The following is a 23,448-nucleotide window of genomic DNA, read 5'->3' as shown; positions in this document are numbered from 1 at the left end:
CCGCGAATACAGGACCGTGCTTCACGGCACGCAGCGACTATACGGCATGAAGTAAATTTACGGCATGCACTATGGGGACGCTGTAGAGTCCATGGCTGTGGGAACGATCAGAGGGCGCCGCGAGCGGCTGCGGGCCGAGACGACCGCCGAGATCAAGAAGGTCGCGCTCGAGTTGATGGCTTCGGGCGGACCCGATGCGATCACGCTGCGGGCCATCGCCCGCGAGATGGGCATGACCGCCAACGCCATCTACGGATACTTCGCCACGCGCGACGACCTGGTCACCACGCTGATCAACGACGTGTACACCGCGCTGGCCGACACCGTGGACTCCGCCTGGGAGGCGGCACCCGCCCAGGATCCGGCCGCCCGTATAGAGGCGTGGGCTCGCGCGTTCCGTGGCTGGGCCCTGGAGCACCCCGAGGGCTTTCGCCTGATCTACGGCGATCCCGTCCCCGGCTACCGTCCTCCCGCGGGCGGTGCCGCCCCGGACGCCGCCCGCCGGGTCTGCACCGGCATCACCGCGCTGGCGGCCGCGGCCTGGCCGCACGCCGAACACCGCTACGCGGACAGCGATTTCACCTGGTCCGACTTCGACGTCGGCCTCCTCGACAAGGTCCGCCCGGCCTTCCCCGACCTGCCCCCGGCCGCCGTGGCTCTCGCCCTGCGCATCTGGAGCCACCTGCACGGCCTGGTCTCTCTGGAGATCTACGGCCATCTCCAGACCCAGACACTCAGCCCGGACAAACTCTTCCGCGAAGAACTGGCCCAGCTCATCCGGACTTTGGACCTCGCCCCGCAGCGATAGAAGGCGGCAGGGCACTGGGCTTCCCTCCCCATCAGCCGCGCGGCAGAAGTTCCGCCGGGGGCCCCGGCCTACTTGAAGGCCGCCACATTCCGCGCAGCCCACTCGCCGAACGAACGAGCCGGTCGCCCCAAGACCCGCTCGACGTCAGGGCTCACCCGCTGCTCGTCGGGGTTCGGTGTGCCCAGGATGCCGAGCGTGGCCTCGACCACCGGCTCGGGCATGAACCGCAGCATCTGGGCGCGGGCCTCCTCGCGGCTCTGCTCGACGAACGTCACCGGCTCCCCCAGCGCGTCGGCGATCGCCGATGCCTGCTCCCGGGGTGAGATCGGGGCCGGGCCGGTCAGCTCGTAGGCGTTGCCGGCGTGGCCGGTGTCCAGTAGTGCCGCGGCGGCGACCTCGGCTATGTCGGTCGGGTCGATGGTCGGCAGGGCGACGTCGCCGAAGGGCGCGGTCACCGTCCGTCGGGTGCGGACCATGTCGGCCCACTGCAGGGTGTTGGAGTCGAAGCCGCCCGGCCGCAGCAGGGTCCATTCCAGGCCCGACTGCGTGATGGCGTCCTCCAGTGTTGCCGGGTGGCTGCCCGTGGCGACGCCCTGGGAGGACAGCAGGACCACCCGGCGGATCCCGGCGGCCCGCGCGACATCGAGGACGTCGCCGACGCTGCCACCGGCGGATACGAAGTCGCCCGAGGTCAGCAGGAACAGTGCGTCGGCGCCGTCGAGCGCGGGGGCGAGGCTCGCCAGATCGGTCAGCTTCGCCAGGTCGGCCTGATGGCGCCGTACCTCCGCCGGAAAGTCCGGCAGGTCCTGCGCGGAGATGCCTCGCGATACCGCCGTCACCTGTTCGCCGGCCGTGACGAGCGCCCGTACCAGCGGCCGTCCGACGTTGCCCGTGGCTCCGGTCACCACAATCATGTTCGCTCCCGTTGTCGAATCCGTGTTCGCCCAACGGAAGCTACCGGCATGGGGATAGTAGGTACCTAGGGGAAAGTACTGGACAGGAAGGCCCACTGTGACGCAGCACACGAACCCGGCGGCTCGTATCGATGTCGCCCCCGAGCAGGCGTGCCCGATCGCCCCGGTGGTCGACATCGTCTTCAGCCGCTGGACCACTCCGATTCTGTGGGCGCTCCACGAATACGGGCGGCATCGGTTCGTGGAACTGGAACGCCGCATCACCAGCATCACGCCCAAGGTGCTGACCGACCGGCTGCGGCAGTTGGAACGCGACGGGCTCGTCGTGCGCACCTACCACCCCGAGGTTCCGCCGCGGGTGGAGTACGAGATCAGTGACCTGGGACGCAGCCTGGGGCCGATGTTCGCCGCACTCTCCGAGTGGTCGGTCAACCTGGACACGGTCGAGCAGGCCCGGCGGGAGTACGACACCAAGGAGCGGCCCGGCGGCCGTCGCGCCGTCAGGCGCGGGTAGGGTCCGCCCGCATGATCCAGGAGGGGGCGGGCGGTGCGGCGGACGCGTTGGGGTGAACCGCGCGAAGCGCCCGTCCCTCCGGCGGTGCCGGAGGGACGGGCGCTTGCGTAGAGGGCGTACGGGGCTCAGCCCTGGAGCTTCATGCCCTCGGGCGAGGTGAGGCCCTTGTCGGGGTGGGCACGGAACGTCGCTGTCCACGTGGTGGGCGGGCAGGACGTGCCGTTGGGGTGCTGCTCATGCAGTTTGGCCCGGGTGCTGTCCTCGACGACCGTGTCACCGCTCTTCACGGACGTCACGGTCAGCCGAACCGGCACGGTGGACGCACCGATGTCGTCGGGGAGCCGGACCGGCAGCGAGGCGAACGGGTCGTCGGGACTGCCCGATGTCCGCTCCTCGCAGGTGTCGTCCATGCACAGCCGGATCCTCACCGCGTCCCGGCCGCCGAAGTCGGCGGGCCGCCACACTGCGGAGACCTGCGAGTCCGCGTCGGCTTCGGTGCACGGTGTGCTTTGGCCGAGGAGCGAGCATCCGGTCAGGGATACCGCCAGCAACGGTGCGAGAAGTACGCGGCGCATGTCAGTACCTCGCTACCGTGCCGGGGAAGGCGCTGTTGGCCAACCCGATGTCGGTGAAGAATAGCCAGCACGGGTCGAACAACCCACCGCTGTCGCCGCCACCACCACCGCCGCCACCGCCGCCGCCACCGGAGATGACGCCCTTCGCGAAGGCGCGTCCGCTGCCGTCGACGGTGTACACCGGACCGCCGGGTTCGAGGGCGTCGATGTTGGTGACGCGGCGGGCCAGTTCGGCCACGACCTCCGGTGTGCCGTATGAAGCCGCCCGGTGCAACGGGCGGCTTCCGCGCACCAATCCGGATCGGCGCCCGCGTCCGGATACCGCCGGACAGCGTCGTGGTCCGTTCAGTCGCTCCAGCTCATGCGTGGCCAGCCGTCGTTCCGACCGACACCGTGCCCCCCTCCGGCGCAGGTCCGGGCAGCAGCTCTCCTCACACCGCCCCGTACGAGGGCCGACGGACCAGGGACCCATCTCCCCCTACGGACCGACGTTCAGTCCTTGCGGCCCGCCGTCCAGGGGTCCGCCCGGCGCGCGAGCGTACGAACCTGCTTGCGTACGTCCTTCGGGAGGCGCCGCACGAGGGTGCGGGCGGCGCGGCGGACGCTCGGGGTCGCCGTGGCGTGCAGGAGGACTCGGTGGGGGACGGAGATGTGGCCCGGTTGGCCGACGGACAGGCGGAGTTGGCCGGAGGGGCCGCCCCAGGTGGGCATGACCAGGCGGGCCGGGCTGCCGGTCGTGTACGCGGCGGGGCAGGAGGGCGTGCCGGTGAGGCGGTCCCGGCGGCCGACGCCGAGGAGCCGGGCGTTCGCCCACACCAGGTGGGTGCCGGGGGGCATCTCGGTGCCGCCGGCCAGGGTCAGGGGATCGATGACGGTCTCGCCGGTGATGATCACGCGGTGGCGGCCGTTGCCGAGCGGCTCGGTACGCGGGGCGAGGTCGGTGTCCGGGAACCACCACAGGTTGCGGGCGGCGTCGTGGACGAGGATCTCGCCGCGGGCGTCGCCGAGGGGGTGCGGGACCTCCCAGTCCTCGGCGCCCTTGATGTCCGCCAGCAGATCGGGGTCCAGGAGGAGACGGCCGTAGCGCTCCACGAGGGTGAGGGGTTCGCCGTCGGGGCGGAGCATGCCGATCGTCGTCCGGATGACGAGTCGGTCCTTGTGCCTGCGGATGGCGTCGACCGTGACCTGGGGCTTGATCTCCTGGGTGCGGCGCGCGAGTTCGACCAGGGACTCCAGGTTGCCCTCCTCCAGGAGGTGGGCTCTGAGTCTGGTGATCGCGGGGAGTCCCTCCCGTACGCCCGGCGGGTAGCAGTCCAGGGCCATGCGGCGTACGACGTCGAAGTACCGTTCGCGGCTGCTGCCCGTGCGCTGGAGGACGCGGGGTTCGCTGACCGGGCGCAGGAGTTCGACGCGGTAGGAGCGGCGCAGCAGGTGGTCCTGGAGGGGGCCCGGTTCGGTGCCCTCCTTGATGGCCTCCACGACCGTACGCAGGTGGCCGTAGTAGGTCTCGGGGGTGCTCGCGCGGCTGCTGGTGTTGCCTCCGTCTTCGCGGCGGTTCCATACGTAGCAGGGGTGGTCGCCGAGAATGGAGACCCGCTTCGCGCGCACGTACGCGCGGGCCATGAAGACCTGGTCCTCGAGGCGTACCGGTCCCTCGGGGAAGGTGATGTCCTCGGCGAGGAGGAATTCCCGGCGGAACATCTTGTGGGGCGTCAGGCTCTCCATGAGGGGGGCGTCCTCGGCCGTGCACTGTTCGACCGTGCGCCTGAAGAGGCTGCTGGGGCCCTGCATGGTGCCGACGACCTTGCCCAGGACGATGTCCGAGGCGTTGCGGGCGGCGAGGCGGTAGAGGCGTTCGAGGGCCTCGGGGGTCAGTTCGTCGTCCTGGTCGACGAACTGGACGTACTCGCCGCGGGCCGTCCGGACACCCACGTTGCGGGGTTTCCCCGGCCAGCCGGAGTTCTCCTGGTGGACCACGCGCACGTGCGGATGCTGTTCGGCCAGCCGGTCGACGCGCTGCCCGGAGTCGTCGGTCGAGCCGTCGTCGACGTAGATGATCTCGTACTCGTCCCGGCCGAGGCTCTGGTGGAGGAGCGACGGTGCGCAACGCTCGATGTAGTCACCCGCGTTGTAGACGGGCACCACAATGCTGACCTTGAGCATTAATTCCCCCAGGCAAGGACGGACCGGGATATTTCGTGACCGACCTCACGGTAGTCGGAGCCCGCGTTCGTGTCCTGCCGGGAGCGCTCTTCGGGGGAACCCGGGCTCGCCATGTCCGTCCCGCCGTGCCGGGTTTCGGCCTTGCACGTGCCGGCGTCGATGCCGGAAAGCCGAAACCCAGCAGGGAGGTTGACGACCGCGGCTCGTTCCGCCTGCTCGTTCAGCCTGCCGGTGTCAGTTCCGCTCGGCCGAACAACAGGGCGTAGCCCTGCGGGAGCCGGGCCAGAACGCGGTCCACCAGGTCGTCGCCGACCAGGCTCGGCAGGACGCTGAGGACCGAGCTGACGTCCCAGCGGGCCGTGGCCGGGGTGGCTCCGTGGATGCGGCCGGCCACGGCGTCCACGAACTCCGACGCCGTCAGGGGGCGGGTCACCGGGATCTGGGAGGCGACCACGCGGGCCGCCTCCTCGGGGAGGGCGCGGGCCAGGTCGACGCGTTCGTCGCCGGTGACGTGCCCGCCGAGCGCGGAGAGGACGATGCGGGTGACGCGCTCGGCCTCCGCGGTGGTCGCGTACTGGCCGGACTCCCGTACGGCGTCGATCAGTTCGGTCCATCTTGGCGTGCTCAGGGTGGTGCTCAGGGTGGTGCCCCTTGTGGTGGTCGGCGTCGTGCTGGGGGTCGTGCTCAGTACTGTCGTCATAGAGGCTCCCTCCCGGTCAGCCGTTCAGTTGCTTACGTTCGCTGCCGCCGCCCGTGATCTGAATGCGGCGCGGCTTGGCCTGCTCCGCGACCGGGATGCGCAGGGTCAGGACACCGGCGTCGTACGAGGCGTCGATGCGTTCCGTGTCGAGGGTGTCGCCGAGGAAGAGCTGCCGGGTGAAGCTGCCCGTGGGGCGCTCGGCGACGATCAGTTCCGCGTCCTCGGGGGCGGGGGAACGGCGTTCGGCACGGACGTTCAGGACGTTGCGTTCGACGTCGATCTCGATCGACTCGGGGTCGATGCCGGGGAGATCGAAGTGGACGACGAACTCGTCCCCGGACCGGTAGGCGTCCATCGTCATCGCGGTCGGGCGGGCGGTGGAGCCGAGGACCTGCTGCGCGAGGCGGTCGAACTCGCGGAAGGGGTCGGTACGCATGAGCATCACAGTTCACTCCTTTCCTCAGGTGCTGTCTGTGCGATGCCCTACGGCTTCTTATATAGCTCGGAGGAGAAAACTTGACAAGCCCCGACTCAGGAACGGGCGTCGTGGCCGGTGAGCGCTAGCCTCGGGGCACACGGACAGCGCAGGAGGCAGGCATGGCGAAGGTTCCCAGCTCCGTCGTCGCGGCGAGCGGTCTCGTCGGCGGGTACGGCGTGGCCCGCTGGACCAGGAAGCGGCAGCTGGGCGGGGCCGTGCTGGCCGTCGCCGGGGCCGCGGCCGCGCAGCAGTGGCGCCGGCAGGCGGGCGGGAAGGCGGCGGGGGCACTGACGGTCGCGTACGTCGCCGCCTTCGCCGGGTCGCACCCCCTGGCCAAGAAGGTGGGCGCCTGGCCGGCCGTGTTCGGGGTGGCCGGAGCGGTGGGCCTGGCCTCGTGGGCGGTGGCGGACCGGAAGGCCTGAACCGACCGACGGCGCCCATCGGCGACACCAGGTGCGGGACCGGCTACGCCCGGTGCGTCAGCACATTCACCACCCGCCCGTTCGGATCCCGTACGAAGAACCGCCGTACGCCCCATTCCTCGTCCCGCAGCTCCCGCACGACCTCCGCGCCGGACGCCACCACCTGCGCGTACGCCTCGTCGACGTCCTCGACCTCCACGCTCAGGTCGGGGACGACGGGGCCGGTGCGTTCCTCGGTGAAGAAGCTGATCTGGGCGGTCGGGTTGGCCGGGGAGGCCAGGGTCGTCACCCAGCCCATGTCCATGACCTCCTCGAAGCCGAGCAGGCCGTAGAAGTCCCTGCTCGTACGCATCGCCTCCTCGGACTCGACCTGGGTGTTGGGGACGATCCTGCGGACTGTCATCCGGCATCTCTCCTCGTCGGTGGCTTGCCAACGGTTCGCCGGCAGCTCGCCGTCGGCTCGACATCGGCTCGACATCGGCTCGCCTTGGGGCACGAGACTCCAGTTTTCGTTATCCGTCGTCACTTCTCGACGTCTCCTCACCGTCCCCTGCCACAGGGTCGCAGGAACGCGACTCACCCCCCGAGGACCGAAGAGGAATGCCGCTCGTGACACGAGAGATCAGCCGCCGGAGCATGCTCAAGGCCGCAGGCGTCGCAGCCGGAGCCGTCGGTGTCGGTACCGCCCTTGCCCCGAGTCCCGCCGCCGCGGCCGGCGCCGCCTACGCGCACCCCGGCCTGCTGCACACCCGCGCCGATCTGGCACGTATGGCCGCCAAGGTGAAGGCGGGCGCCGCCCCCTACACCGCCGGCTTCGCCAGGCTGACCGCCAACCGCCACGCGCAGAGCGGCTGGACGGCCAACCCGCAGGCGACCGTGTACCGGGGGGCGGGCTCCCCGCAGAACTACACGCTCCTCTACAACGACATCCACGCCGCCTACCAGAACGGCCTGCGCTACCACGTCAGCGGTGACAGCGCGTACGCCGACACCGCCGTCGCGATCCTCAACGCCTGGTCGGGCAAGCTGACCAGTCTCGAAGGCAGCGCCGACCGGTTCCTCGCCGCCGGGCTCTACGGCTACCAGTTCGCGAACGCCGCCGAACTCGTGCGTGACCACGGCGACTTCGAGCTCGGCCGGTTCCAGGAGATGCTGAGCACCGTCTTCGCACCGCTCAGCGACGACTTCCTGGTCAGGCACAACGGCGCCGTCATCACCAACTACTGGACCAACTGGGACCTCACCGCCATGGCGTGCGTCCTGGCCACCGGCATCTTCTGCGACGACAAGGCCCAAGTCGCCCGCGCCGTCGACTACTTCAAGCACGGCGAGGGTCTGGGCGCGGTCAAGAACGCCATCCCCGTGGTGCGCGAGGACGGCCTCGCCGAGTGGCTGGAGGCCGGGCGCGACCAGGGGCACGCGCTGCTCGGCGTCGGCCTCATGGGCACCTTCTGCGAGATGGCCTGGAACCAGGGCGTCGACCTGTACGGCTACGACGACAGCCGCTTCCTCAAGGGCGCCCAGTACGTGGCCAAGTGGAGCATGGGCGGCGAGGTGCCCTACACCGCCAACACCCGTGCGAAGGGCGCCATCAACGGCTGGTCCGGCCAGGAGACCGCCGGCGACGCCGCCACGGTGGACCCGGCCATGCAGCGCCCGATCTGGGCCATGATCGCCAACCACTACACCAAGCGCCGGGGCCTGTCCGCCACGTACCTCACCCGGATCGCCGCGCAGGCCGCGCCCGAGGGGGGTGGCGGGGACTACGGTCCCAACAGCGGTGGGTACGACCAACTCGGCTTCGGCACGCTGGCGTTCACCCGGGACCGGGCGGCGGACACGTCGGCTTCCCCGAGCCCGGTTGCCAGTGCGGCTGCCTCCGGCGGTGCGGGGGGCGGTTCGGACGCCCGGCCGCAGACCGGGGCGTCGCCCTCCGCTTCCGCGTCGCCCAACGCCGAAGGTGACCTCGCCGCCACCGGTTCCAACGACATCGTCGGCTGGACCGCCGCGGCGGGTATCACGGCGGTTGCCGGCGGGGTGCTCTTCCTGCGGCGGCGCGACCGGGTGCGACGGGACGGCGCCCAGTAGCGCCCACCCGTGCCGCCCCAACGGTATTTCGCCCCCGCCGCCCCTTCCCGTCCCGTCCTGGGGGCTGCCGCCCCCAGACCCCCGCTTCGGCCCGAAGGGCCTCGTCCTCAAACGCCGGACGGTCTGAAAATCAGCCCCTCCGGCGTTTGAGGAGCGGGGGTTTGGGGGCGGAGCCCCCAAGGTCGGGAACGGGAAGGGGCGGCGGGGGCGAAACCGACTGCCCTGCCCCCTACGCCGTAGCCCTCGCCGCCGACGACGACGCCGCCGTCAAGGGCGTGGCGATGTCCTCCAGGGAGCGGCGTTCCGCACGCACCGCGAGGAGCGCCGCGACCAGGCCGGCCGCGCACATCAGTGCCGCGCCGATCTGGAAGGCGAGGACCGTGTCGCCGACCCTGCCGGTGCCGGTGAGGTCGGCGAAGAGGATGGGGCCGCTGATGCCGCCGGCGGCGGTGCCGATGGCGTAGAAGAAGGCGATGGACATGGCCCGGGTCTCCATCGGGAAGACCTCGGAGACCGTCAGGTACGCGCTCGACGCGCCCGCGGAGGCGAAGAACAGCACCGCGCACCAGCAGGCGGTCAGCGTGCCCGCGCTCAGGGAGCCGCGGTCGAAGAGCCAGGCCGTGCCGAAGAGCAGCAACCCTGAGAGCAGATAGGTCGACGAGATCATCACCTTGCGGCCGACCGTGTCGAACAGCTTGCCGAGCAGCAGGGGGCCGCAGAAGTTGCCGACGGCGATGACGGCGAAGTAGTAGCCGGTGTCGCCGGTCGGGACGTCGTAGAAGGTCGTCAGGATCGCGCCGAAGCCGAAGGTGATCGCGTTGTAGAGGAAGGCCTGGCCGATGAAGAGGGAGAAGCCGAGGATCGCCCGCCTGCGGTAGTCGGAGAAGACGGTGCGGCCGATCTCCAGGAAGGTGACGCTGCGGCGCTGGTGGATGGTGATCTCGCCCTCGGGCCGCGGCAGCGGTTCCTCTCGCTCGGCCTCGACGCGCTGCTCGATCGAGGAGACAATCCGTTCCGCCTCCTCGTCCCTGCCGTGGATCAGCAGCCACCGTGGGCTCTCCGGCACGTGGCGTCGTACGAGGAGGATCACCAGGGCGAGGACGGCGCCCAGGGCGAAGGTCAGCCGCCAGCCGACGTTCGCCGGGAAGATGGCGGTGTTCAGCGCGACGATCGACAGCAGCGAACCGCCGACCGCGCCCAGCCAGAAGCTGCCGTTGATCATCAGGTCGACGCGGCCGCGGTACTCCTTGGGGATCAGCTCGTCGATCGCGGAGTTGATGGCCGCGTACTCGCCGCCGATACCGAAGCCGGTCAGGAAGCGGAAGGCGAAGAACCACCAGGTGTCGAAGGCGATCGAGGTGAGCGCGGTCGCCGCGAGATACACCGCGAGGGTGATCATGAAGAGCTTCTTGCGGCCCCAGACGTCGGTCAGGCGGCCCCAGAAAAGGGCGCCTAAGCAGGCACCGGCCACGTAGAGCGCGGCGGCGATGCCGGTGACCTGGCCGGAGGTGATGGGCAGTCCGCTGCCGGGCTCGGACAGGCGCCCGGCGATGTTGCCGACAACGGTGACTTCGAGACCGTCGAGGATCCACACGGTGCCGAGACCGATCACGATCGTCCAGTGCCAGCGCGACCATGGGAGACGGTCGAGGCGGGCGGGGATGTCGGTCGTCACGGTTCGGCCGGTCTCGGCCTGCGCGGTGGTCATGGGCTCCCTCCTCATCGAGCGAGAACCCGGATCGAGTGCCCTCGACCGACGCGGCTACGCCCCCAGCGCCCGCGACACCGTGTAGATCAACAACCCGACCAGCGAACCGACCACCGTGCCGTTGATGCGGATGAACTGCAGGTCACGGCCGATGTTCGCCTCGATCTTCTTCGTCGTGTGCTCGGCGTCCCAGCCCGCCACGGTGTCGGTGATCAGGGAGGTGATCTCCTTGCGGTAGGTGGTGACGACGTACACCGCCGCGCCCTCCACCCAGCCGTCGACCTTGCCCTGGATCTTCGGTTCGGCGGCCATCCGGGCACCCAGGGACAGCAGGGAGGCCCGCACCCGCAGGCGCAGCTCGCTGCGCTCGTCCTCGGCGGCCGAGACGATCATGGAGCGTACGGCGGTCCAGGCCGAGGCGATCAGGTCCTGGACCTCGCCGCGGCCCAGCACCTCGCCCTTGAGCCGCTCGACCCGCGTGCGCGTGTCGGTGTCGGACTGGAGGTCGGAGGCGAAGTCGGTGAGGAAGCGGTCGAGGGCGCCGCGAGCGGGGTGGGAGGGCATGTCCCGCATCTCGGCGCAGAAGCGCAGCAGTTCCTTGTAGACGCGTTCGCCGACCCGCTTGTCGACGAACCTCGGGGTCCAGCCGGGCGCCCCGCCCTGTACGGCGTCCATGACGGAGTCGCTGTGCAGGATCAGCCAGTCGTGCGCGCGGGAGACGATCAGGTCGACGGCGCGACGGTGGCCGCCGTCCGCGACGACCTTCTCCAGCATCTTGCCTATGCCGGGCGCGATCTCCTGCGCGTCGGCCCTTCTCGTGATCGCCTCGCCGACCACGGCCTGGACGTCCGAGTCGCGCAGGACGGTCAGCGCGCCCCTGAGCGCCGCCGACAGCTCCGCCGTCACCCGGTCCGCGTGCTCGGGGTCCGCCAGCCACGCGCCGAGCCGGCTGCCGATGCCGACGGCGCGCAGCCGCTGGCGTACGACGTCCTCGGAGAGGAAGTTCTCCCCGACGAACTCGCCCAGCGACACCCCCAGCTGGTCCTTCTTGGTGGGGATGATCGCGGTGTGCGGGATGGGCAGGCCCAGCGGGTGCCGGAAGAGGGCGGTGACCGCGAACCAGTCGGCCATCGCGCCGACCATGCCGGCCTCGGCGGCCGCGGCGACATAGCCCGCCCAGGCGCCGGCGCCCTGGTGGGAGGCCCACTTGGCGAGGACGTACACCAGCGCCACGAACAGCAGCATCCCGGTCGCGGTGAGCTTCATCCGGCGTACGCCGCGCTGTTTCTCCTCATCGGCCTCGCTGAACGTGTTCATGGCGCGGTTCGTGAAGGCGCCGGGGCGGGCATGCTGCCCTTCGGCACCGGTTGATCCCGTTTCCGTACGTTCCATCCGCTCCACCCGTTCGGTGATCCCTCACACATTGTCCCTTCCCGACCGACTCCTGGAACGGAACAAGAGTTCCCGGCGTCTGTCCGGTCGGGGGAACGCGGCGGGGTCCTGTCAGTTTTCCCCAGCCCATGGCTCATCATGGGCTCATCAGATCGGAGCCTTGGGCTCCCATCGCCCGAGGAGAACAACACCGCATGACCCGGCGTCATGGATACGCCCTGCTCGCCGCGATCCTCTCCATGATCGTGGCCCTGTCCACCGCCATCTACGTCGGAGTGGCAACCGACGACGGTACGCATCAGCGCACCACGCTGGCCGGCGGACGCGCCCCCCACAACTCCGCCGCCCCCGCCTCCACCGGCGTCTGGGTCGGCACCTGGTCCGCCTCCCCGGTCGGCGGCGAGCCCGGCACCGAGACCGACGGCATGGCGGGCCGCTCGGTGCGCAACGTCGTCCACGCGAGCATCGGCGGTACGAGTGCCCGCGTCACGCTGTCCAATCTCTACGGCCAGTCGCCGCTGACCATCACCCACGCGTCGATCGCCCTCGCGGCCGGTGCCCAAACCGCCGAGGCGGCCGCGCAGACCATGCGGCGCCTGACCTTCGGCGGCAACACCCTCGTCGTCGTCCCGGCCGGGCAGCAGGTGCTCAGCGACGCCGTCGTCCTGCGCATCCCGGCGGGCAGCGACGTCCTGGTCACCACCTACTCCCCCGTTCAGTCCGGCCCGGTCACCTACCACCCGCGTGCCCGCCAGATCTCGTACGCCGCCGAGGGCGACCGTACCGAGGACCCGACTGGGACCGCGTACACCGAGCAGACCGAGTACTGGCGTTACCTGACCGCGCTGGACGTGCTCAGCGACGAGGCCGAGGGCACCGTCGTCGCCTTCGGCGACTCGCTGACCGACGGCGTCGGCTCCACGACCAACGCCAACCACCGCTGGACCGACCTCCTGTCCCGGCGGCTGCGCTCGGCGATCGAGGCGGGCCGGAACGTGCCCCGCTACAGCGTCGTCAACCAGGGAATCGGCGGAAACCAGGTCCTCGTCGACGGCCTCGGCCTCCCCCACTCTCGGCTTCGCTCGAGCGGGGGGACCCCCATCGCCGAGAACCAGGCCGGAGTCGCCCGCTTCGCCCGGGACGTCCTCGGCCGCTCGAACGTCAAGGTCGTGATCATCGACCTCGGCATCAACGACATCCTCCGCAACCCCCGACTGGCCGACCCCGACGCCATCCTCGACGGCCTGCGCACCCTGGTCGACCAGGCCCACGCCCGCGGCATCAAGGTCATCGGCGCGACCCTCATGCCCTTCGGCGGCCACCGCGGCTACACCGACGCCCGCGAGTCCGTACGCCGGCAGATCAACGCGGAGATCCGCTCGGGCAAGGTCTACGACGCCGTGGCCGACTTCGACAAGGCCGTCCGCGACCCCTACAACCCCCGCAAGTTCCGCTCCGACTACGACTCCGGCGACCACCTCCACCCCAGCGACAAGGGCTACGAGCGGATGGCCGCGGCCATCGACCTGGACGACCTGAAGGGCGCGGCACCGGCGGAGCTGTGATCTTTCCGGGAGGGGCAGGGGTCAGTACTCCCGGCGGCGCCGCCGGTCCCGCTCCTCCCGGCGTTCCTCCCGGCGCTCACGACTGCGGTCCCGCATCAGGTCGTGGTGGCCTTCGAGCATCCTGCGGTGGGAGTCGTGGAGCTCGTCCCGGGAGGACTCACCCAGCTCACGCAGCGACGCCTTGCGGTCCAGCTTCTCCTGGCGGCGCTCCTCCTTCAGGCGTTGCCGCTCGGCGCGGGTGAGCTTGCGTTCCACGCCGACGCCGCCCCAGAAGGCGAAGCCCGTCACGATCACGCGCGGGGCGCCCGGGTCGCCCGGCACGCCCTCCTCGCGCTGGTCGAAGCCGCCCATGATGCCGAGGCCGCGCACGAGGACCTCGACGCCGGGCGGCACGATCACCTGCATCCCGCCCATGATGGCGATGCAGTTGATCTCGACCTCGCTGTCCGCGAAGTTCGCCTCGCGCAGATCGATCTCGCCGCCGCCCCAGAAAGCGAAGCAGTTGAACCGCCTCGGCACCGTCCAGCGCCCCTTGCGCTGGAAGCCCGACATGATCGCCACGGCCCACGTCGACGACCCCTCGCCGCCGACGATCCGCCCCGCCCAACTCCCGCTCTGCGCGGGCTCCTTGGTCATCGAGATCCGAGGAGCGGGGGCGCCGCCCGGGCCGGACGGCAGGTCACGGGTGATCGGTGCGAGCTCGCCGTACGTGCGTGCCTTGTACGTCGCGTCCAGCCGTTCCCCGAACTCCTCCATGTCGAGGCGCCCCTCCGCGAGGGCGTCCCGCAGGACCTCGGCGACTCGTTCACGATCGGCGTCGGAGGCGCGCAGCTCCGGGGCATCCTCGGTCATACCCGCCAGCCTACGAGTTCCGGGCGACGGGCACTACGGCAGCCGCGCCCGCGCCCGCAGCCGCTACCGCAGCCACTATGCGGTCGTCGCCCGCTCCGGCGGGGGTTTGGGGGTGTCCCCCATTGAATGCAGCATCTTCGCGATCACGGCCTCGATGTCCGGCTCCCGCACGGACAGGTCCACCAGCGGGTACTCCGCCGCGATCCGCGCCACCAGCGGCGCAGCCGACGCCGACGCCGGGAACGCCAGCCACTGCCGGGGCCCCTCCACCTTCACCACCCGCGCGGGCGGCGGCGCCTCGATCGGCGGCAGTTCGCGCTCCAGGTCGACCACCAGGATCCGCTCGCTCTCCCCCGCCTCGTGCAGACCGGCGAGCGGACCGTCGTACATCATCCGCCCGTGGTCGATGACCATCACCCGCGAGCACAACTGCTCGATGTCCTGGAGGTCGTGCGTGGTCAGCAGCACCGTCGTGCCGTTCTCGGTGTTCAACTCCCGCAGGAACTCCCGCACCTTGGCCTTCGACACGACGTCCAGCCCGATCGTCGGCTCGTCGAGGTACACCACCTCCGGGTCGTGCAGCAGCGCCGCCGCGATGTCGCCGCGCATCCGCTGGCCGAGCGAGAGCTGCCGCACCGGCACGTCCAACAACTCGCCGAGTTCGAGGAGTTCGACGAGCCGGCCGAGGTTCTCGCGGTAACGGCCGTCCGGGATGCGGTACATGCGGTGCATCAGCCGGTAGGAGTCGATCAGCGGAAGGTCCCACCACAGCGTCGTACGCTGCCCGAACACCACCCCGATCCGGTGCGCCAGCCGCGACCGCTCCCGCGACGGGTCGATACCCGCCACCCGCAGCCGGCCGCCGCTCGGCGTCAGGATGCCGGTGAGCATCTTGATCGTCGTCGACTTCCCGGCACCGTTCGGTCCGATGTAACCGACCATCTCGCCGCGCGGCACGGTGAAGGAGATCGAGTCGACCGCCCGCACCTGACGCCGCTCCCGCTTCAGAAAGCCGGTCTTCTTGCGCACGTCGAAGACCTTCTCGACGCGGTCCAGTTCGATGAACGCCGTATCCATCAGTCCTCAGCTTCCCGTACTCCGATACGACCGCAGCCCCGTCCGCCACGCCAGTCCCGCCAGCGCACAGCTCGCCGCCGCCACCAGCGGCGGCGCGAACGCCGTCCACTCGGGCAGCCCCAGCGGATACGACCGCCCCAACACGTAGGCCGCGGGCACCCAGTTGACGAACGCCACCGGGAAAACAAAGGTCACCCCGCGCACCAGCTCCTTGCCGAACACGGTCGGCGGGTACTGCAACAGCGTCTGGCCGCCGTAGGTGAAGGCACTCTGCACCTCGGACGCGTCCTGCGCCACGAACTGGAAGGCCGCGCCCGCCACGAACACCGCGGAGAAGATCACCCCGCCGCAGACCAGCATCAACGGCACCATCAGCACCTTGACCGGCGTCCAGCCGATGTCCAGCGCGACCAGCGCGTAGCCCAGGACCAGCGCCCCCTGGGTGATCCGCCCGACCCGGCGCAGCGCGAAACGGTCCGCGGCGACCTGGGCCAGCACCGGCGCGGGCCGTACCAGCAGCGTGTCGAGCGTGCCGTCACGCACCCGCGTGCCCAGCCGGCCCGCCGAGCCGATCGTCAGGTCGGCGATCCCGAAGGACGTCGCCGACAGCCCGTACAGGAAGGCGATCTCGGGCAGCGTGTAGCCGCCGAGCACGTCGACCTGCGAGAACATCAGCAGGATCGCGACGAAGTCCAGCCCCGTCACCAGCAGGCCCCCGAGCACGGTCATCACGAAGGACACCCGGTAGGCCAGCGTGGAGCGGATCCACATCGCGGAGATCAGCCGGTAGGCCCGCAGCCCCTCCAGCACCGGGTTACGCCCCGCCACACGGATGCTCTCCCTCGCCCGGCTGTCCGCCACTACCCGCCCGTCCGCCACCACAGGATCGCCCTCACCCACCCTGGACCACCACCCGCCGCGTCGCCGCACCCTGCACCAGCCGCCCGGCCGCCAGCAGCACCACCGCCCACACCGCCTGGAAAGCGAAGGCGGGCAGCGCAGCCGTCTCCCCCATCAGCACGTCGGCGGGCATCTGAAGCTGGGCCGCCCACGGCAGCGCCCGTACGACATCGCCCAGCGCCCCCGGGAACGCGTTCAGCGGCAGCGCCATCCCCGAGCAGAAGATGCCGGTGACCATCAGCGCCTGCAGCGCGCCGGTGCCGTCCATCAGCCAGAACCCGCTCAGCGCTACCAGGAACCTGATCGCGAAGCTGACGATCATCGCGAGCACGAGAGCGACCAGGAAGGCCAGCCATGTCATCGGATCGTCCGGGAGCGCGGTCGGAAAGAAGAGCACCCCGAACGCGAAGGGGATCACACCGCGCCCCAGCAGCTGGAACAGCGCACGCCCCAAGTCGTTCGCCAGCCACCACAGTTGGAGGTCGGCCGGCCGGTACAGGTCGATGGCCACGTCACCCGTGCGGATGCGTTCCATGAACTCGTTCTCGAAGCCGCCGCCCTGGATCGCCAGCGTCGCGTACAGCGCCTGCCCCAGCCACACGAAGGTCACCGCCTGCGCCTGGTCGTACCCCCCGAGATGCGGCCGCTCCTCCCACAACGCCAGATACGTGTAGACGAGGATCAGCCCGAAGACGGTGTTCGTGAACACCCCCGCGGCCGTGGCCACCCGATACGTCGCGTACCGTCGGAAACCACCCGCCGCGACCGCCGCGTACAACCGCGCCGTATCCACGGCACACCGCCCTCCTCGCCCGCCCGGCCCTGTTCCGACACCGAAGCGCAGGAGCCTAGTCCGCAGGCTGTGGGCCACGCCACGCATTTTCCGGGCACGCGCGTGCCGATTGTCGGGAACGGAACGCGTGGTGCGAGAGTCTTCAACTGGGGGCGCACAAGGCGTACGAGACGTACGGGAACGTAAGACGCGAAACAGGAGTCCGTGCACGACATGAGCGACGAGCCGCAGCCGCAGCAGCCGACCCAGGGCTGGGCACCGAGAGAGCCGGAAGCGGCCGCCGAACCCGAGGGCAAGCCCAAGCGGCCCAAGCGCACCGGCTGGCGGCGGATCATCCCCACCTGGCGCATGGTGCTCGGCACCTTCGTCATCGGCGTGCTGGTCCTGGCCGGCCTGTTCTTCCTCGGCTACTCCCTGGTCAAGATCCCGGCCGCCAACGCCTTCGCCACCAAGCAGAGCAACGTCTACCTCTACGCCGACGGCAGCCAGCTCGCCCGGGACGGCGAGGTCAACCGGGAGAACGTCAGCCTCGCGCAGGTCTCCAAGGACGCCCAGCACGCCGTACTGGCCGCCGAGGACCGCGACTTCTACTCCGAGTCCGCCATCGACCCCAAGGCGATGCTCCGCGCCGGGTGGAACACCGCGACCGGCAAGGGCAAGCAGTCCGGCTCCACGATCACCCAGCAGTACGTCAAGAACTACTACCTCGCGCAGGAACAGACCGTCACGCGCAAGGTGAAGGAGTTCTTCATCTCGATCAAGCTGGACCGCACCGAGAGCAAGGACCAGATCCTCGAGGGCTACCTCAACACCAGCTACTTCGGCCGCAACGCCTACGGCATCCAGGCCGCCGCCCAGGCCTACTACGGCATCGACGCCACCGACCTGGACCCGGCCAAGGGCGCCTACCTCGCCGCACTGCTCAACGCGCCCAGCGAGTACGACGTCGTCGCCCACCCCGAGAACAAGGCCGCCGCCCAGGGCCGCTGGAGCTACGTCCTCGACGGCATGGTCACCAAGGGCTGGATCAGCGCCTCCGAGCGCGCCGGCATGAAGTTCCCGATGCCGAAGGAAGCCACCGTCTCCACCGGCATGTCCGGACAGCGCGGCTACATCGTCGACGCGATCAAGGACTACCTCACCGAGAACAAGATCCTCGACAAGGACCAGCTCGCCGTCGGCGGCTACCGCATCACCACCACCCTGCAGAAGCCCAAGCAGGACGCCTTCGTCGACGCCGTCAACGACCAGCTGATGGACAAGCTCGACAAGAAGAACCGCAAGGTCGACACCTACGTCCGCGCCGGCGGCGCCGCCGTCGACCCGAAGACCGGCAAGGTCGTCGCGATGTACGGCGGCATCGACTACGTGAAGCAGTACACGAACAACGCCACCCGCGGCGACTTCCAGGTCGGCTCCACCTTCAAGCCGTTCGTGTTCACCTCCGCCGTCGAGAACGACTCCCAGACGCAGGACGGCCGCACGATCACCCCGAACACCATCTACGACGGCACCAACAAGCGGCCCATCGTCGGCTGGGACGGCGGCACCTACGCCCCCGAGAACGAGGACCAGGGCTCGTACGGCAACATCACCGTCCGCGAGGCCACCGACAAGTCCGTCAACTCGGTGTACGCGCAGATGGCCGTCGACGTCGGCTCCGACAAGGTCAAGGAGACCGCCATCGACCTCGGCCTCCCGGCCGACACCCCCGACCTCACCGCCTCCCCCTCCATCGCGCTCGGCCCGTCCACCGCCAGCGTCCTCGACATGGCCCAGGCCTACGCCACCCTCGCCAACCACGGCAAGCACGGCACGTACACGATGATCGAGAAGATCACCAAGGACGGCACGAACGCCATCGAGCTGCCGGCGAAGAAGACCAGGCAGGCCGTCAGCCGCGAAGCCGCCGACACCACCACCTCCATCCTGCAGAGCGTCGTCGAGGGCGGCACCGCCACCGCCGCCCAGGCCGCCGGCCGCCCCGCCGCGGGCAAGACCGGCACCGCCGAGGAGGACACCGCCGCCTGGTTCGCCGGCTACACCCCCGACCTCGCCACCGTCGTCTCCGTCATGGGCCAGGACCCGGTGACGGCCGCGCACAAGTCGCTGTACGGCGCGATGGGCCTGGAGCGGATCAACGGCGGCGGGGCGCCCACCGAGATCTGGGCACAGTTCACCAAGGACGCCCTCAAGGGCGAGCCGGTCACCGACTTCGACCTCGAACTCCAGCCGGGCGCCGACGTGGTCCAGCCCCCCGTCACCGACGTCCCCTCCGACCCCGCCACGGGCGACGAGAACACCGGCGGCACCACCGGAGACACCACCGGCGGCCAGGACACCGAGGGCCAGACCGGGAGCCAGACCGGCGACCCCAGCACCGGCACCACCGACGGCACCACGGGAGACACGACGACCGGCGGCACGACCGGGGACACGACCACCGGCGGCACCCCGACCACGGACGGCGGCACGACCGACGGAACGACCGGCGACACCACCGGCGGCGACCCGGCCACCGGCGGCACCACGGGAGACACCACCGGCGGCGACACCGAAGGCACGACGGGCGGCGGCACGACGACCGGAGCGGGCCCGGGCTAGTGCCCGGAGGTCGCCTTCAGCCCCACCACGGCCACCAGCAGCAGACACACGAAGAAGATCCGGGCGGCGGTCGCCGGCTCCCCCAGCACCACCATGCCGAACACCGCCGCCCCGGCCGCCCCGATCCCGACCCACACGCCGTACGCGGTACCGATGGGCAGGGACCGGGAGGCGTACGACAGCAACAGCATGCTCGCGACGATGCCCGCACCGGTGAACAGGCTGGGGACCAGCCGCGTGAAACCGTCGGTGTACTTCATACCGATCGACCAGCCGACCTCGAGCAGACCGGCGACGAGAAGCAGAACCCAGGCCATGACAGGCACCTCCGAGACGAACGTCCTTGACTTCGGGGGCGTCGTCTTTGCCTGCGTCCCGGTACGGCGCGTCTCGTCGGGTCTCTTCCGAATGTAGCAAAGGGGCAGCAGAAAGGGCCGGTGACGATGGTCACCGGCCCTTTCGGCCGCTGTTTCACAGGTACAGCAAGGTTCTACGGCTCTACAGATCGGCTCTACAGATACAAGCCTGTCGAGTCCTCGGACCCCTCGAACCGGTCCGCGGCCACCGCGTGCAGATCACGCTCACGCATGAGCACGTAGGCGATACCCCGCACCTCCACCTCGGCCCGGTCCTCCGGATCGAACAGCACCCGGTCACCCGGCTCCACCGTCCGCACGTTCTGCCCCACCGCGACGACCTCCGCCCAGGCCAGCCGGCGACCGACGGCCGCGGTGGCCGGAATCAGAATCCCGCCACCCGAACGCCGCTCGCCCTCGCTGGCGTCCTGCCGCACGAGTACACGGTCGTGCAGCATCCGGATGGGCAGCTTGTCGTGCTGGTCGCTGTGCTGGTTTCTCTTGGCGCTCACGTCTCTGAACCTACCTGCCTTCGCCGGCCCAGGAGGCCGGAGGGTCAGCCCTCGCCCAGACCTCGCTCAGCCCTTACGCCGCCGGGTCCCCAGGGCGAGCAGCCCCACGAGCCCGACGACCACGAGCGCGACCGGCACGACCCGCTCCAGCCGAGGCGCGCCTTCCTCGTCGACGAACTGCGCCTTCACATCGCTCACGGCCCGATTGACCCCGACATAGGCCCGCCCGAGCGTGTGATCGATATTGGAGACGACCTTGGCCTTGGCATCGCCCACGATCGTCTTCGGGTGCACCCGCACCCCGATCTCGTCGAGCGTCTCAGCCAGCATTTCGCGGCGGCGCTTGATGTCCGCCTCGATCTGCGCCGGGGTTCTCGTGTCCGACGTGTCCGCCACCGTACGGCCTCCGAAGTCAGCTGATGCTTGTTCCGGACAGTCTGTCAGCTCGACGCCGGATCGCACCGTCAGGCTCCCCGTTACGCTGGACCGATGAGCGAGCGACTCCAGCCCGGGGACCTGGCCCCCGCCTTCACCCTCCCCGACGCCGACGGCACCGAGGTGTCCCTGTCCGACCACAAGGGCCGCAAGGTCATCGTCTACTTCTACCCGGCGGCCCTGACGCCCGGCTGCACCAAGCAGGCCTGCGACTTCACGGACAACCTCGAGCTGCTGGCCGGCGCGGGCTACGACGTCATCGGCATCTCCCCCGACAAGCCGGAGAAGCTGGCCAAGTTCCGCGAGAAGGAATCCCTCAAGATCACCCTCCTCGCCGACCCCGACAAGACCGTCACCGAGGCCTACGCCGCCTACGGCGAGAAGAAGAACTACGGCAAGACCTACATGGGCGTCATCCGCTCCACGATCATCGTGGACGAGGAGGGCAAGGTCGAACGGGCCCTGTACAACGTCCGCGCGACGGGCCACGTGGCGAAGGTCATCAAGGACTTGGGTATCTGAACGACACCCACACATCAGGAGCCAGGTCGGGCCGCTCGGGCACCGGCCTGCGCTCCTCGGTCCACTCCCCCGGGTCGATCTCGCCGGCCACCCGCCGCCAGAACCGAACGGCACCGGGGTTGGCGTCCTGAAAGGCGACCTCCCACTCCCCGGGATGCCGGGCCACAACCTCCCGCACGGCCCGCAGCCCCACCCCACTCCTCCGCACCCCCCGCACGACGAAGAAGCTGTTGAGCACGCGGGTCGGCCCACGAAGCCCCCGCACAAAGGCAAACCCGACGGGCTGCCCACCCAGGCTGAAGAGATACGGCGCCCAGTCGACGTCCCCTGAAAAGGCAGCCTCCAACCGCTCCCTCCGGAACGTCCCGTCAGGGTTGGGCAGTTGCCCCCCGAACTCGGACAGATCATGCCGGAAGAGAAGCCAGAGGCGTTCGACGGTGGGGCGATCGGCGATGGTTGCTGGTCGGACGTTCAACTCTGCTGAGGTCATGAAAAAGCCTCCCGAGCGGACAAGTCCGCACCTGGAAGGCCTCACCACTAAGCATATCAACCGCCTTTACGTTCCGAGCGTGACTGTCCGATAACCGGTCCGTTACTCCGTACGGGCCACGAACGCGTGGCCGGGATCGGAGGGGAACGATGGGGGCCAGTGCGTATCCGAAAGAGCGGTTGGAAGAGGCGGCTCGGGGGGCGCGGACGTTGTCGGAGGCGTGCGGGAGATTGGGGGTGGATCCGAAGAGCTGGAAACGGCGGTACATCTCCCAACGGATGAAGAAACTCGGGGTGGATGTCTCGCACTTCGAGCGCGAGGGAGCCAAGTGGACGAGGGAGATCCTTGAGCCGACGGTCGCGGCGTCGTCGAGCGTCAACGAGGTTCTACGGCGACTCGGGCTCGATGTGGTCGGCGGTCACCACACGCACATCTCGCGTCGCATCAAGGCTTACGGCATCAACACCTCCCACTTCACGCCAGCGGTCCGCACGGAGCGGCAGCGGCACAACCAGCGCCGTCGGACTGCCGAGGAGATCCTCACCGAGGACATGTCGGCCCACGCCATGCGGGTCCCGAGCAACCGTCTGAAGCGGGCGATGGGCGAGATGGGCATGGAGGAGCGCTGCGCCTTGTGTGGGATCGAAGGAGTGTGGCTCGGAGAGCCGCTCCCCCTTGAGGTCGACCACATCGACGGCAACTGGCGGAACAACCGCATCGAGAACCTGAGGCTTCTGTGCCCCAACTGCCACTCGACGACGGACAGTTACCGCGGACGCGGCAAGGGGCGCGCCTCGTGACCAGCGGCGTGCAGTACACCCATGAGCGCCTGGTCGAGGCAGCAGCTCGATGTTCCGACCTGGACGAGGTCATTGCCTTCTTCGGCACCCGTCCATACGGCTACCTCCGCAAGTACCTCACCAGGCGATTCGCCCACTTCGGCATCGACATCTCACACTTCGCCCCCTGCGGCCGATCCGCCCGGCCAACACGCGAAGAGTTGCGGGCAGCCGTCACCGCGTCCTCCTCCTTGGCGGAGGCGCTACGCAACCTAGGCTGTGCGGACAACGGTGCGCAGCGGAAGAAGCTTCGCAAGTGGATCGCCGACGATGACCTGACGACGGCGCACTTCCTGGGGCAGGCACACCAGCGGGGAAGGCCGGCCCCGAACGCTAAACGGCCTGAGGATGTTCTGGTACTGCACGAGGGCAAACAGCGGACGACGACAAAGCGCCTACGCCGAGCACTCAACGAGGTTGGCACAGCCGAAGAGTGCGCCAGGTGCGGCACTGGCCCGGAATGGCTCGGCAAGCCCATGAGCCTGGAGATCGACCACATCAACGGGGACTGGAGGGACGACAGGCGCGAGAATCTGCGGCTGCTCTGCCCCAACTGTCACGCGATCACCAGCACCTGGTGCAGGGGAGGCAACAAGCCCCGAGCGGCTCCCGGTACGATGGCAGACGGCTAGCGGCGGTGGTGCAATTGGCGACACAGCAGTTTTAGGTACTGTGGCCCCTGACCGGGCTTGAGGGTTCGAATCCCTTCCGCCGCACATAAACGGCCTGCGAATCGAAGGA

The 23,448-nt window shown here is 69.7% G+C and carries 26 protein-coding genes, 1 tRNA gene and 1 riboswitch; of the genes, 10 read left to right on the top strand and 17 right to left on the bottom strand.

Annotated elements, in window-relative coordinates; translation table 11 throughout:
• Nucleotides 1–91 precede the first annotated feature (91 nt).
• On the top strand, nt 92–808 hold the full coding sequence (locus OG252_RS31110; protein ID WP_329340231.1) for a TetR/AcrR family transcriptional regulator: 717 nt from the start codon (nt 92–94) through the stop codon (nt 806–808).
• Nucleotides 809–876: 68 nt separating this feature from the next.
• On the opposite strand, the gene OG252_RS31105 is transcribed toward OG252_RS31110, so the two are convergent.
• Entirely contained in the window at nt 877–1,722 is an 846-nt protein-coding gene (locus tag OG252_RS31105) for an NAD(P)H-binding protein (RefSeq protein ID WP_329340230.1), read from the bottom strand.
• A gap of 97 nt (nt 1,723–1,819) precedes the next feature.
• On the opposite strand from OG252_RS31105, the gene OG252_RS31100 reads away from it, so the two are divergent.
• Entirely contained in the window at nt 1,820–2,236 is a 417-nt protein-coding gene (locus tag OG252_RS31100) for a winged helix-turn-helix transcriptional regulator (protein ID WP_329340228.1), read from the top strand.
• A gap of 125 nt (nt 2,237–2,361) precedes the next feature.
• On the opposite strand, the gene OG252_RS31095 is transcribed toward OG252_RS31100, so the two are convergent.
• The 5 genes from OG252_RS31095 to OG252_RS31075 form a co-directional block, all read right to left on the bottom strand.
• Complete coding sequence (locus tag OG252_RS31095; RefSeq protein WP_329340226.1) at nt 2,362–2,811, bottom strand: hypothetical protein; 450 nt, start codon at nt 2,809–2,811, stop codon at nt 2,362–2,364.
• A 1-nt stretch (nt 2,812) separates the two neighbouring features.
• Nucleotides 2,813–3,049, bottom strand: a complete 237-nt coding sequence (locus OG252_RS31090; RefSeq protein ID WP_329340224.1) for a hypothetical protein — start codon at nt 3,047–3,049, stop codon at nt 2,813–2,815.
• A 254-nt stretch (nt 3,050–3,303) separates the two neighbouring features.
• Nucleotides 3,304–4,974 (bottom strand): glycosyltransferase family 2 protein, encoded by a 1,671-nt coding sequence (locus OG252_RS31085; RefSeq protein ID WP_329340222.1) that lies wholly within the window; start codon nt 4,972–4,974, stop codon nt 3,304–3,306.
• A 220-nt stretch (nt 4,975–5,194) separates the two neighbouring features.
• The gene (locus OG252_RS31080) at nt 5,195–5,674 is read right to left on the bottom strand and encodes a DUF2267 domain-containing protein (RefSeq protein ID WP_329340221.1); all 480 of its coding nucleotides are present in this window, start codon (nt 5,672–5,674) and stop codon (nt 5,195–5,197) included.
• A gap of 16 nt (nt 5,675–5,690) precedes the next feature.
• Nucleotides 5,691–6,116 (bottom strand): Hsp20/alpha crystallin family protein, encoded by a 426-nt coding sequence (locus tag OG252_RS31075; protein ID WP_266439010.1) that lies wholly within the window; start codon nt 6,114–6,116, stop codon nt 5,691–5,693.
• A 155-nt stretch (nt 6,117–6,271) separates the two neighbouring features.
• On the opposite strand from OG252_RS31075, the gene OG252_RS31070 reads away from it, so the two are divergent.
• Nucleotides 6,272–6,574, top strand: a complete 303-nt coding sequence (locus OG252_RS31070) for a hypothetical protein (protein ID WP_266439007.1) — start codon at nt 6,272–6,274, stop codon at nt 6,572–6,574.
• 43 nt (nt 6,575–6,617) lie between these two features.
• Here OG252_RS31070 and OG252_RS31065 read toward each other — a convergent pair whose 3' ends face one another.
• Nucleotides 6,618–6,977 carry a VOC family protein gene (locus tag OG252_RS31065; RefSeq protein WP_329340219.1) on the bottom strand — a complete coding sequence of 120 codons (360 nt, stop codon included), beginning with the start codon at nt 6,975–6,977 and terminating at the stop codon, nt 6,618–6,620.
• Between the two features lie 233 nt (nt 6,978–7,210).
• Here OG252_RS31065 and OG252_RS31060 point away from each other — a divergent pair, with 233 nt between their 5' ends.
• Nucleotides 7,211–8,662 (top strand): alginate lyase family protein, encoded by a 1,452-nt coding sequence (locus tag OG252_RS31060; protein WP_329345224.1) that lies wholly within the window; start codon nt 7,211–7,213, stop codon nt 8,660–8,662.
• Nucleotides 8,663–8,891: 229 nt separating this feature from the next.
• Here the strand turns inward: OG252_RS31060 and OG252_RS31055 are convergent, their stop codons facing one another.
• Nucleotides 8,892–10,370, bottom strand: coding sequence for an MFS transporter (locus tag OG252_RS31055; RefSeq protein ID WP_329340217.1), 1,479 nt, complete (start codon nt 10,368–10,370; stop codon nt 8,892–8,894).
• Nucleotides 10,371–10,424: 54 nt separating this feature from the next.
• Entirely contained in the window at nt 10,425–11,762 is a 1,338-nt protein-coding gene (locus OG252_RS31050) for a DUF445 domain-containing protein (RefSeq protein WP_266438998.1), read from the bottom strand.
• Nucleotides 11,763–11,956: 194 nt separating this feature from the next.
• Between OG252_RS31050 and OG252_RS31045 the strand changes: the two genes are divergently transcribed.
• Nucleotides 11,957–13,327: an SGNH/GDSL hydrolase family protein gene (locus tag OG252_RS31045; protein WP_329340215.1), complete on the top strand. Its 1,371-nt coding sequence runs from the start codon at nt 11,957–11,959 to the stop codon at nt 13,325–13,327.
• 21 nt (nt 13,328–13,348) lie between these two features.
• Here the strand turns inward: OG252_RS31045 and OG252_RS31040 are convergent, their stop codons facing one another.
• From OG252_RS31040 to OG252_RS31025, 4 genes are all read right to left on the bottom strand, one after another.
• Entirely contained in the window at nt 13,349–14,179 is an 831-nt protein-coding gene (locus OG252_RS31040) for a DUF1707 SHOCT-like domain-containing protein (RefSeq protein WP_329340213.1), read from the bottom strand.
• Between the two features lie 75 nt (nt 14,180–14,254).
• On the bottom strand, nt 14,255–15,256 hold the full coding sequence (locus tag OG252_RS31035) for an ABC transporter ATP-binding protein (protein WP_266438992.1): 1,002 nt from the start codon (nt 15,254–15,256) through the stop codon (nt 14,255–14,257).
• Between the two features lie 6 nt (nt 15,257–15,262).
• Entirely contained in the window at nt 15,263–16,027 is a 765-nt protein-coding gene (locus OG252_RS31030) for an ABC transporter permease (protein ID WP_266448451.1), read from the bottom strand.
• Nucleotides 16,028–16,148: 121 nt separating this feature from the next.
• Nucleotides 16,149–16,949: an ABC transporter permease gene (locus OG252_RS31025; protein WP_329340210.1), complete on the bottom strand. Its 801-nt coding sequence runs from the start codon at nt 16,947–16,949 to the stop codon at nt 16,149–16,151.
• A gap of 213 nt (nt 16,950–17,162) precedes the next feature.
• Here OG252_RS31025 and OG252_RS31020 point away from each other — a divergent pair, with 213 nt between their 5' ends.
• Nucleotides 17,163–19,553, top strand: a complete 2,391-nt coding sequence (locus OG252_RS31020; protein ID WP_329340209.1) for a transglycosylase domain-containing protein — start codon at nt 17,163–17,165, stop codon at nt 19,551–19,553.
• On the opposite strand, the gene sugE is transcribed toward OG252_RS31020, so the two are convergent.
• The 3 genes from sugE to OG252_RS31005 form a co-directional block, all read right to left on the bottom strand.
• Entirely contained in the window at nt 19,550–19,870 is a 321-nt protein-coding gene (gene sugE, locus OG252_RS31015) for a quaternary ammonium compound efflux SMR transporter SugE (protein ID WP_266438984.1), read from the bottom strand. The genes OG252_RS31020 and sugE overlap by 4 nt on opposite strands.
• Before the next feature lie 35 nt (nt 19,871–19,905).
• Nucleotides 19,906–19,973, bottom strand: a riboswitch (guanidine-III (ykkC-III) riboswitch).
• Nucleotides 19,974–20,064: 91 nt separating this feature from the next.
• On the bottom strand, nt 20,065–20,421 hold the full coding sequence (locus OG252_RS31010; protein ID WP_266438981.1) for a GroES family chaperonin: 357 nt from the start codon (nt 20,419–20,421) through the stop codon (nt 20,065–20,067).
• Nucleotides 20,422–20,487: 66 nt separating this feature from the next.
• On the bottom strand, nt 20,488–20,817 hold the full coding sequence (locus tag OG252_RS31005; protein ID WP_266438978.1) for a DUF3618 domain-containing protein: 330 nt from the start codon (nt 20,815–20,817) through the stop codon (nt 20,488–20,490).
• A 93-nt stretch (nt 20,818–20,910) separates the two neighbouring features.
• Between OG252_RS31005 and bcp the strand changes: the two genes are divergently transcribed.
• Nucleotides 20,911–21,378: a thioredoxin-dependent thiol peroxidase gene (gene bcp, locus OG252_RS31000; protein ID WP_329340205.1), complete on the top strand. Its 468-nt coding sequence runs from the start codon at nt 20,911–20,913 to the stop codon at nt 21,376–21,378.
• On the opposite strand, the gene OG252_RS30995 is transcribed toward bcp, so the two are convergent.
• Nucleotides 21,359–21,868 (bottom strand): GNAT family N-acetyltransferase, encoded by a 510-nt coding sequence (locus OG252_RS30995; RefSeq protein ID WP_329340204.1) that lies wholly within the window; start codon nt 21,866–21,868, stop codon nt 21,359–21,361. The two genes, bcp and OG252_RS30995, sit on opposite strands and share 20 nt — an antisense overlap.
• A 149-nt stretch (nt 21,869–22,017) precedes the next feature.
• On the opposite strand from OG252_RS30995, the gene OG252_RS30990 reads away from it, so the two are divergent.
• The 3 genes from OG252_RS30990 to OG252_RS30980 all read left to right on the top strand — a co-directional run bounded on the left by OG252_RS30990 (nt 22,018) and on the right by OG252_RS30980 (nt 23,423).
• Nucleotides 22,018–22,668: an HNH endonuclease signature motif containing protein gene (locus OG252_RS30990; protein WP_329340202.1), complete on the top strand. Its 651-nt coding sequence runs from the start codon at nt 22,018–22,020 to the stop codon at nt 22,666–22,668.
• A complete protein-coding gene (locus OG252_RS30985; RefSeq protein WP_329340200.1) occupies nt 22,665–23,339 on the top strand; it encodes an HNH endonuclease in 675 nt (224 codons plus the stop codon). Before OG252_RS30990 ends, OG252_RS30985 begins: the two co-directional genes overlap by 4 nt.
• Nucleotides 23,339–23,423, top strand: a tRNA-Leu gene (locus tag OG252_RS30980). Before OG252_RS30985 ends, OG252_RS30980 begins: the two co-directional genes overlap by 1 nt.
• Nucleotides 23,424–23,448: the final 25 nt, after the last annotated feature.

Origin of the sequence: Streptomyces sp. NBC_01352 (genome assembly GCF_036237295.1) — a bacterium.
GTDB classification, from domain to species: domain Bacteria; phylum Actinomycetota; class Actinomycetes; order Streptomycetales; family Streptomycetaceae; genus Streptomyces; species Streptomyces plumbiresistens.
Note: the sequence above shows the minus strand (reverse complement) of the source record. Positions and strands in the feature narration are given on the sequence as shown.

Coding starts and splice junctions, on each gene's coding strand:
- OG252_RS31055 (WP_329340217.1), bottom strand. CDS start 10,370: ATGACCACCGCGCAGGCCGAGACCGGCCGAACCGTGACGACCGACATC.
- OG252_RS31105 (WP_329340230.1), bottom strand. CDS start 1,722: ATGATTGTGGTGACCGGAGCCACGGGCAACGTCGGACGGCCGCTGGTA.
- OG252_RS31040 (WP_329340213.1), bottom strand. CDS start 14,179: ATGACCGAGGATGCCCCGGAGCTGCGCGCCTCCGACGCCGATCGTGAA.
- OG252_RS31095 (WP_329340226.1), bottom strand. CDS start 2,811: ATGCGCCGCGTACTTCTCGCACCGTTGCTGGCGGTATCCCTGACCGGA.
- sugE (WP_266438984.1), bottom strand. CDS start 19,870: ATGGCCTGGGTTCTGCTTCTCGTCGCCGGTCTGCTCGAGGTCGGCTGG.
- OG252_RS31065 (WP_329340219.1), bottom strand. CDS start 6,977: ATGACAGTCCGCAGGATCGTCCCCAACACCCAGGTCGAGTCCGAGGAG.
- OG252_RS31050 (WP_266438998.1), bottom strand. CDS start 11,762: ATGGAACGTACGGAAACGGGATCAACCGGTGCCGAAGGGCAGCATGCC.
- OG252_RS31060 (WP_329345224.1), top strand. CDS start 7,211: ATGCTCAAGGCCGCAGGCGTCGCAGCCGGAGCCGTCGGTGTCGGTACC.
- OG252_RS31020 (WP_329340209.1), top strand. CDS start 17,163: ATGAGCGACGAGCCGCAGCCGCAGCAGCCGACCCAGGGCTGGGCACCG.
- OG252_RS30995 (WP_329340204.1), bottom strand. CDS start 21,868: ATGACCTCAGCAGAGTTGAACGTCCGACCAGCAACCATCGCCGATCGC.
- OG252_RS31110 (WP_329340231.1), top strand. CDS start 92: ATGGCTGTGGGAACGATCAGAGGGCGCCGCGAGCGGCTGCGGGCCGAG.
- OG252_RS31080 (WP_329340221.1), bottom strand. CDS start 5,674: ATGACGACAGTACTGAGCACGACCCCCAGCACGACGCCGACCACCACA.
- bcp (WP_329340205.1), top strand. CDS start 20,911: ATGAGCGAGCGACTCCAGCCCGGGGACCTGGCCCCCGCCTTCACCCTC.
- OG252_RS31045 (WP_329340215.1), top strand. CDS start 11,957: ATGACCCGGCGTCATGGATACGCCCTGCTCGCCGCGATCCTCTCCATG.
- OG252_RS31085 (WP_329340222.1), bottom strand. CDS start 4,974: ATGCTCAAGGTCAGCATTGTGGTGCCCGTCTACAACGCGGGTGACTAC.
- OG252_RS30990 (WP_329340202.1), top strand. CDS start 22,018: ATGGGGGCCAGTGCGTATCCGAAAGAGCGGTTGGAAGAGGCGGCTCGG.
- OG252_RS31070 (WP_266439007.1), top strand. CDS start 6,272: ATGGCGAAGGTTCCCAGCTCCGTCGTCGCGGCGAGCGGTCTCGTCGGC.
- OG252_RS31035 (WP_266438992.1), bottom strand. CDS start 15,256: ATGGATACGGCGTTCATCGAACTGGACCGCGTCGAGAAGGTCTTCGAC.
- OG252_RS31030 (WP_266448451.1), bottom strand. CDS start 16,027: ATGTGGATCCGCTCCACGCTGGCCTACCGGGTGTCCTTCGTGATGACC.
- OG252_RS31075 (WP_266439010.1), bottom strand. CDS start 6,116: ATGCTCATGCGTACCGACCCCTTCCGCGAGTTCGACCGCCTCGCGCAG.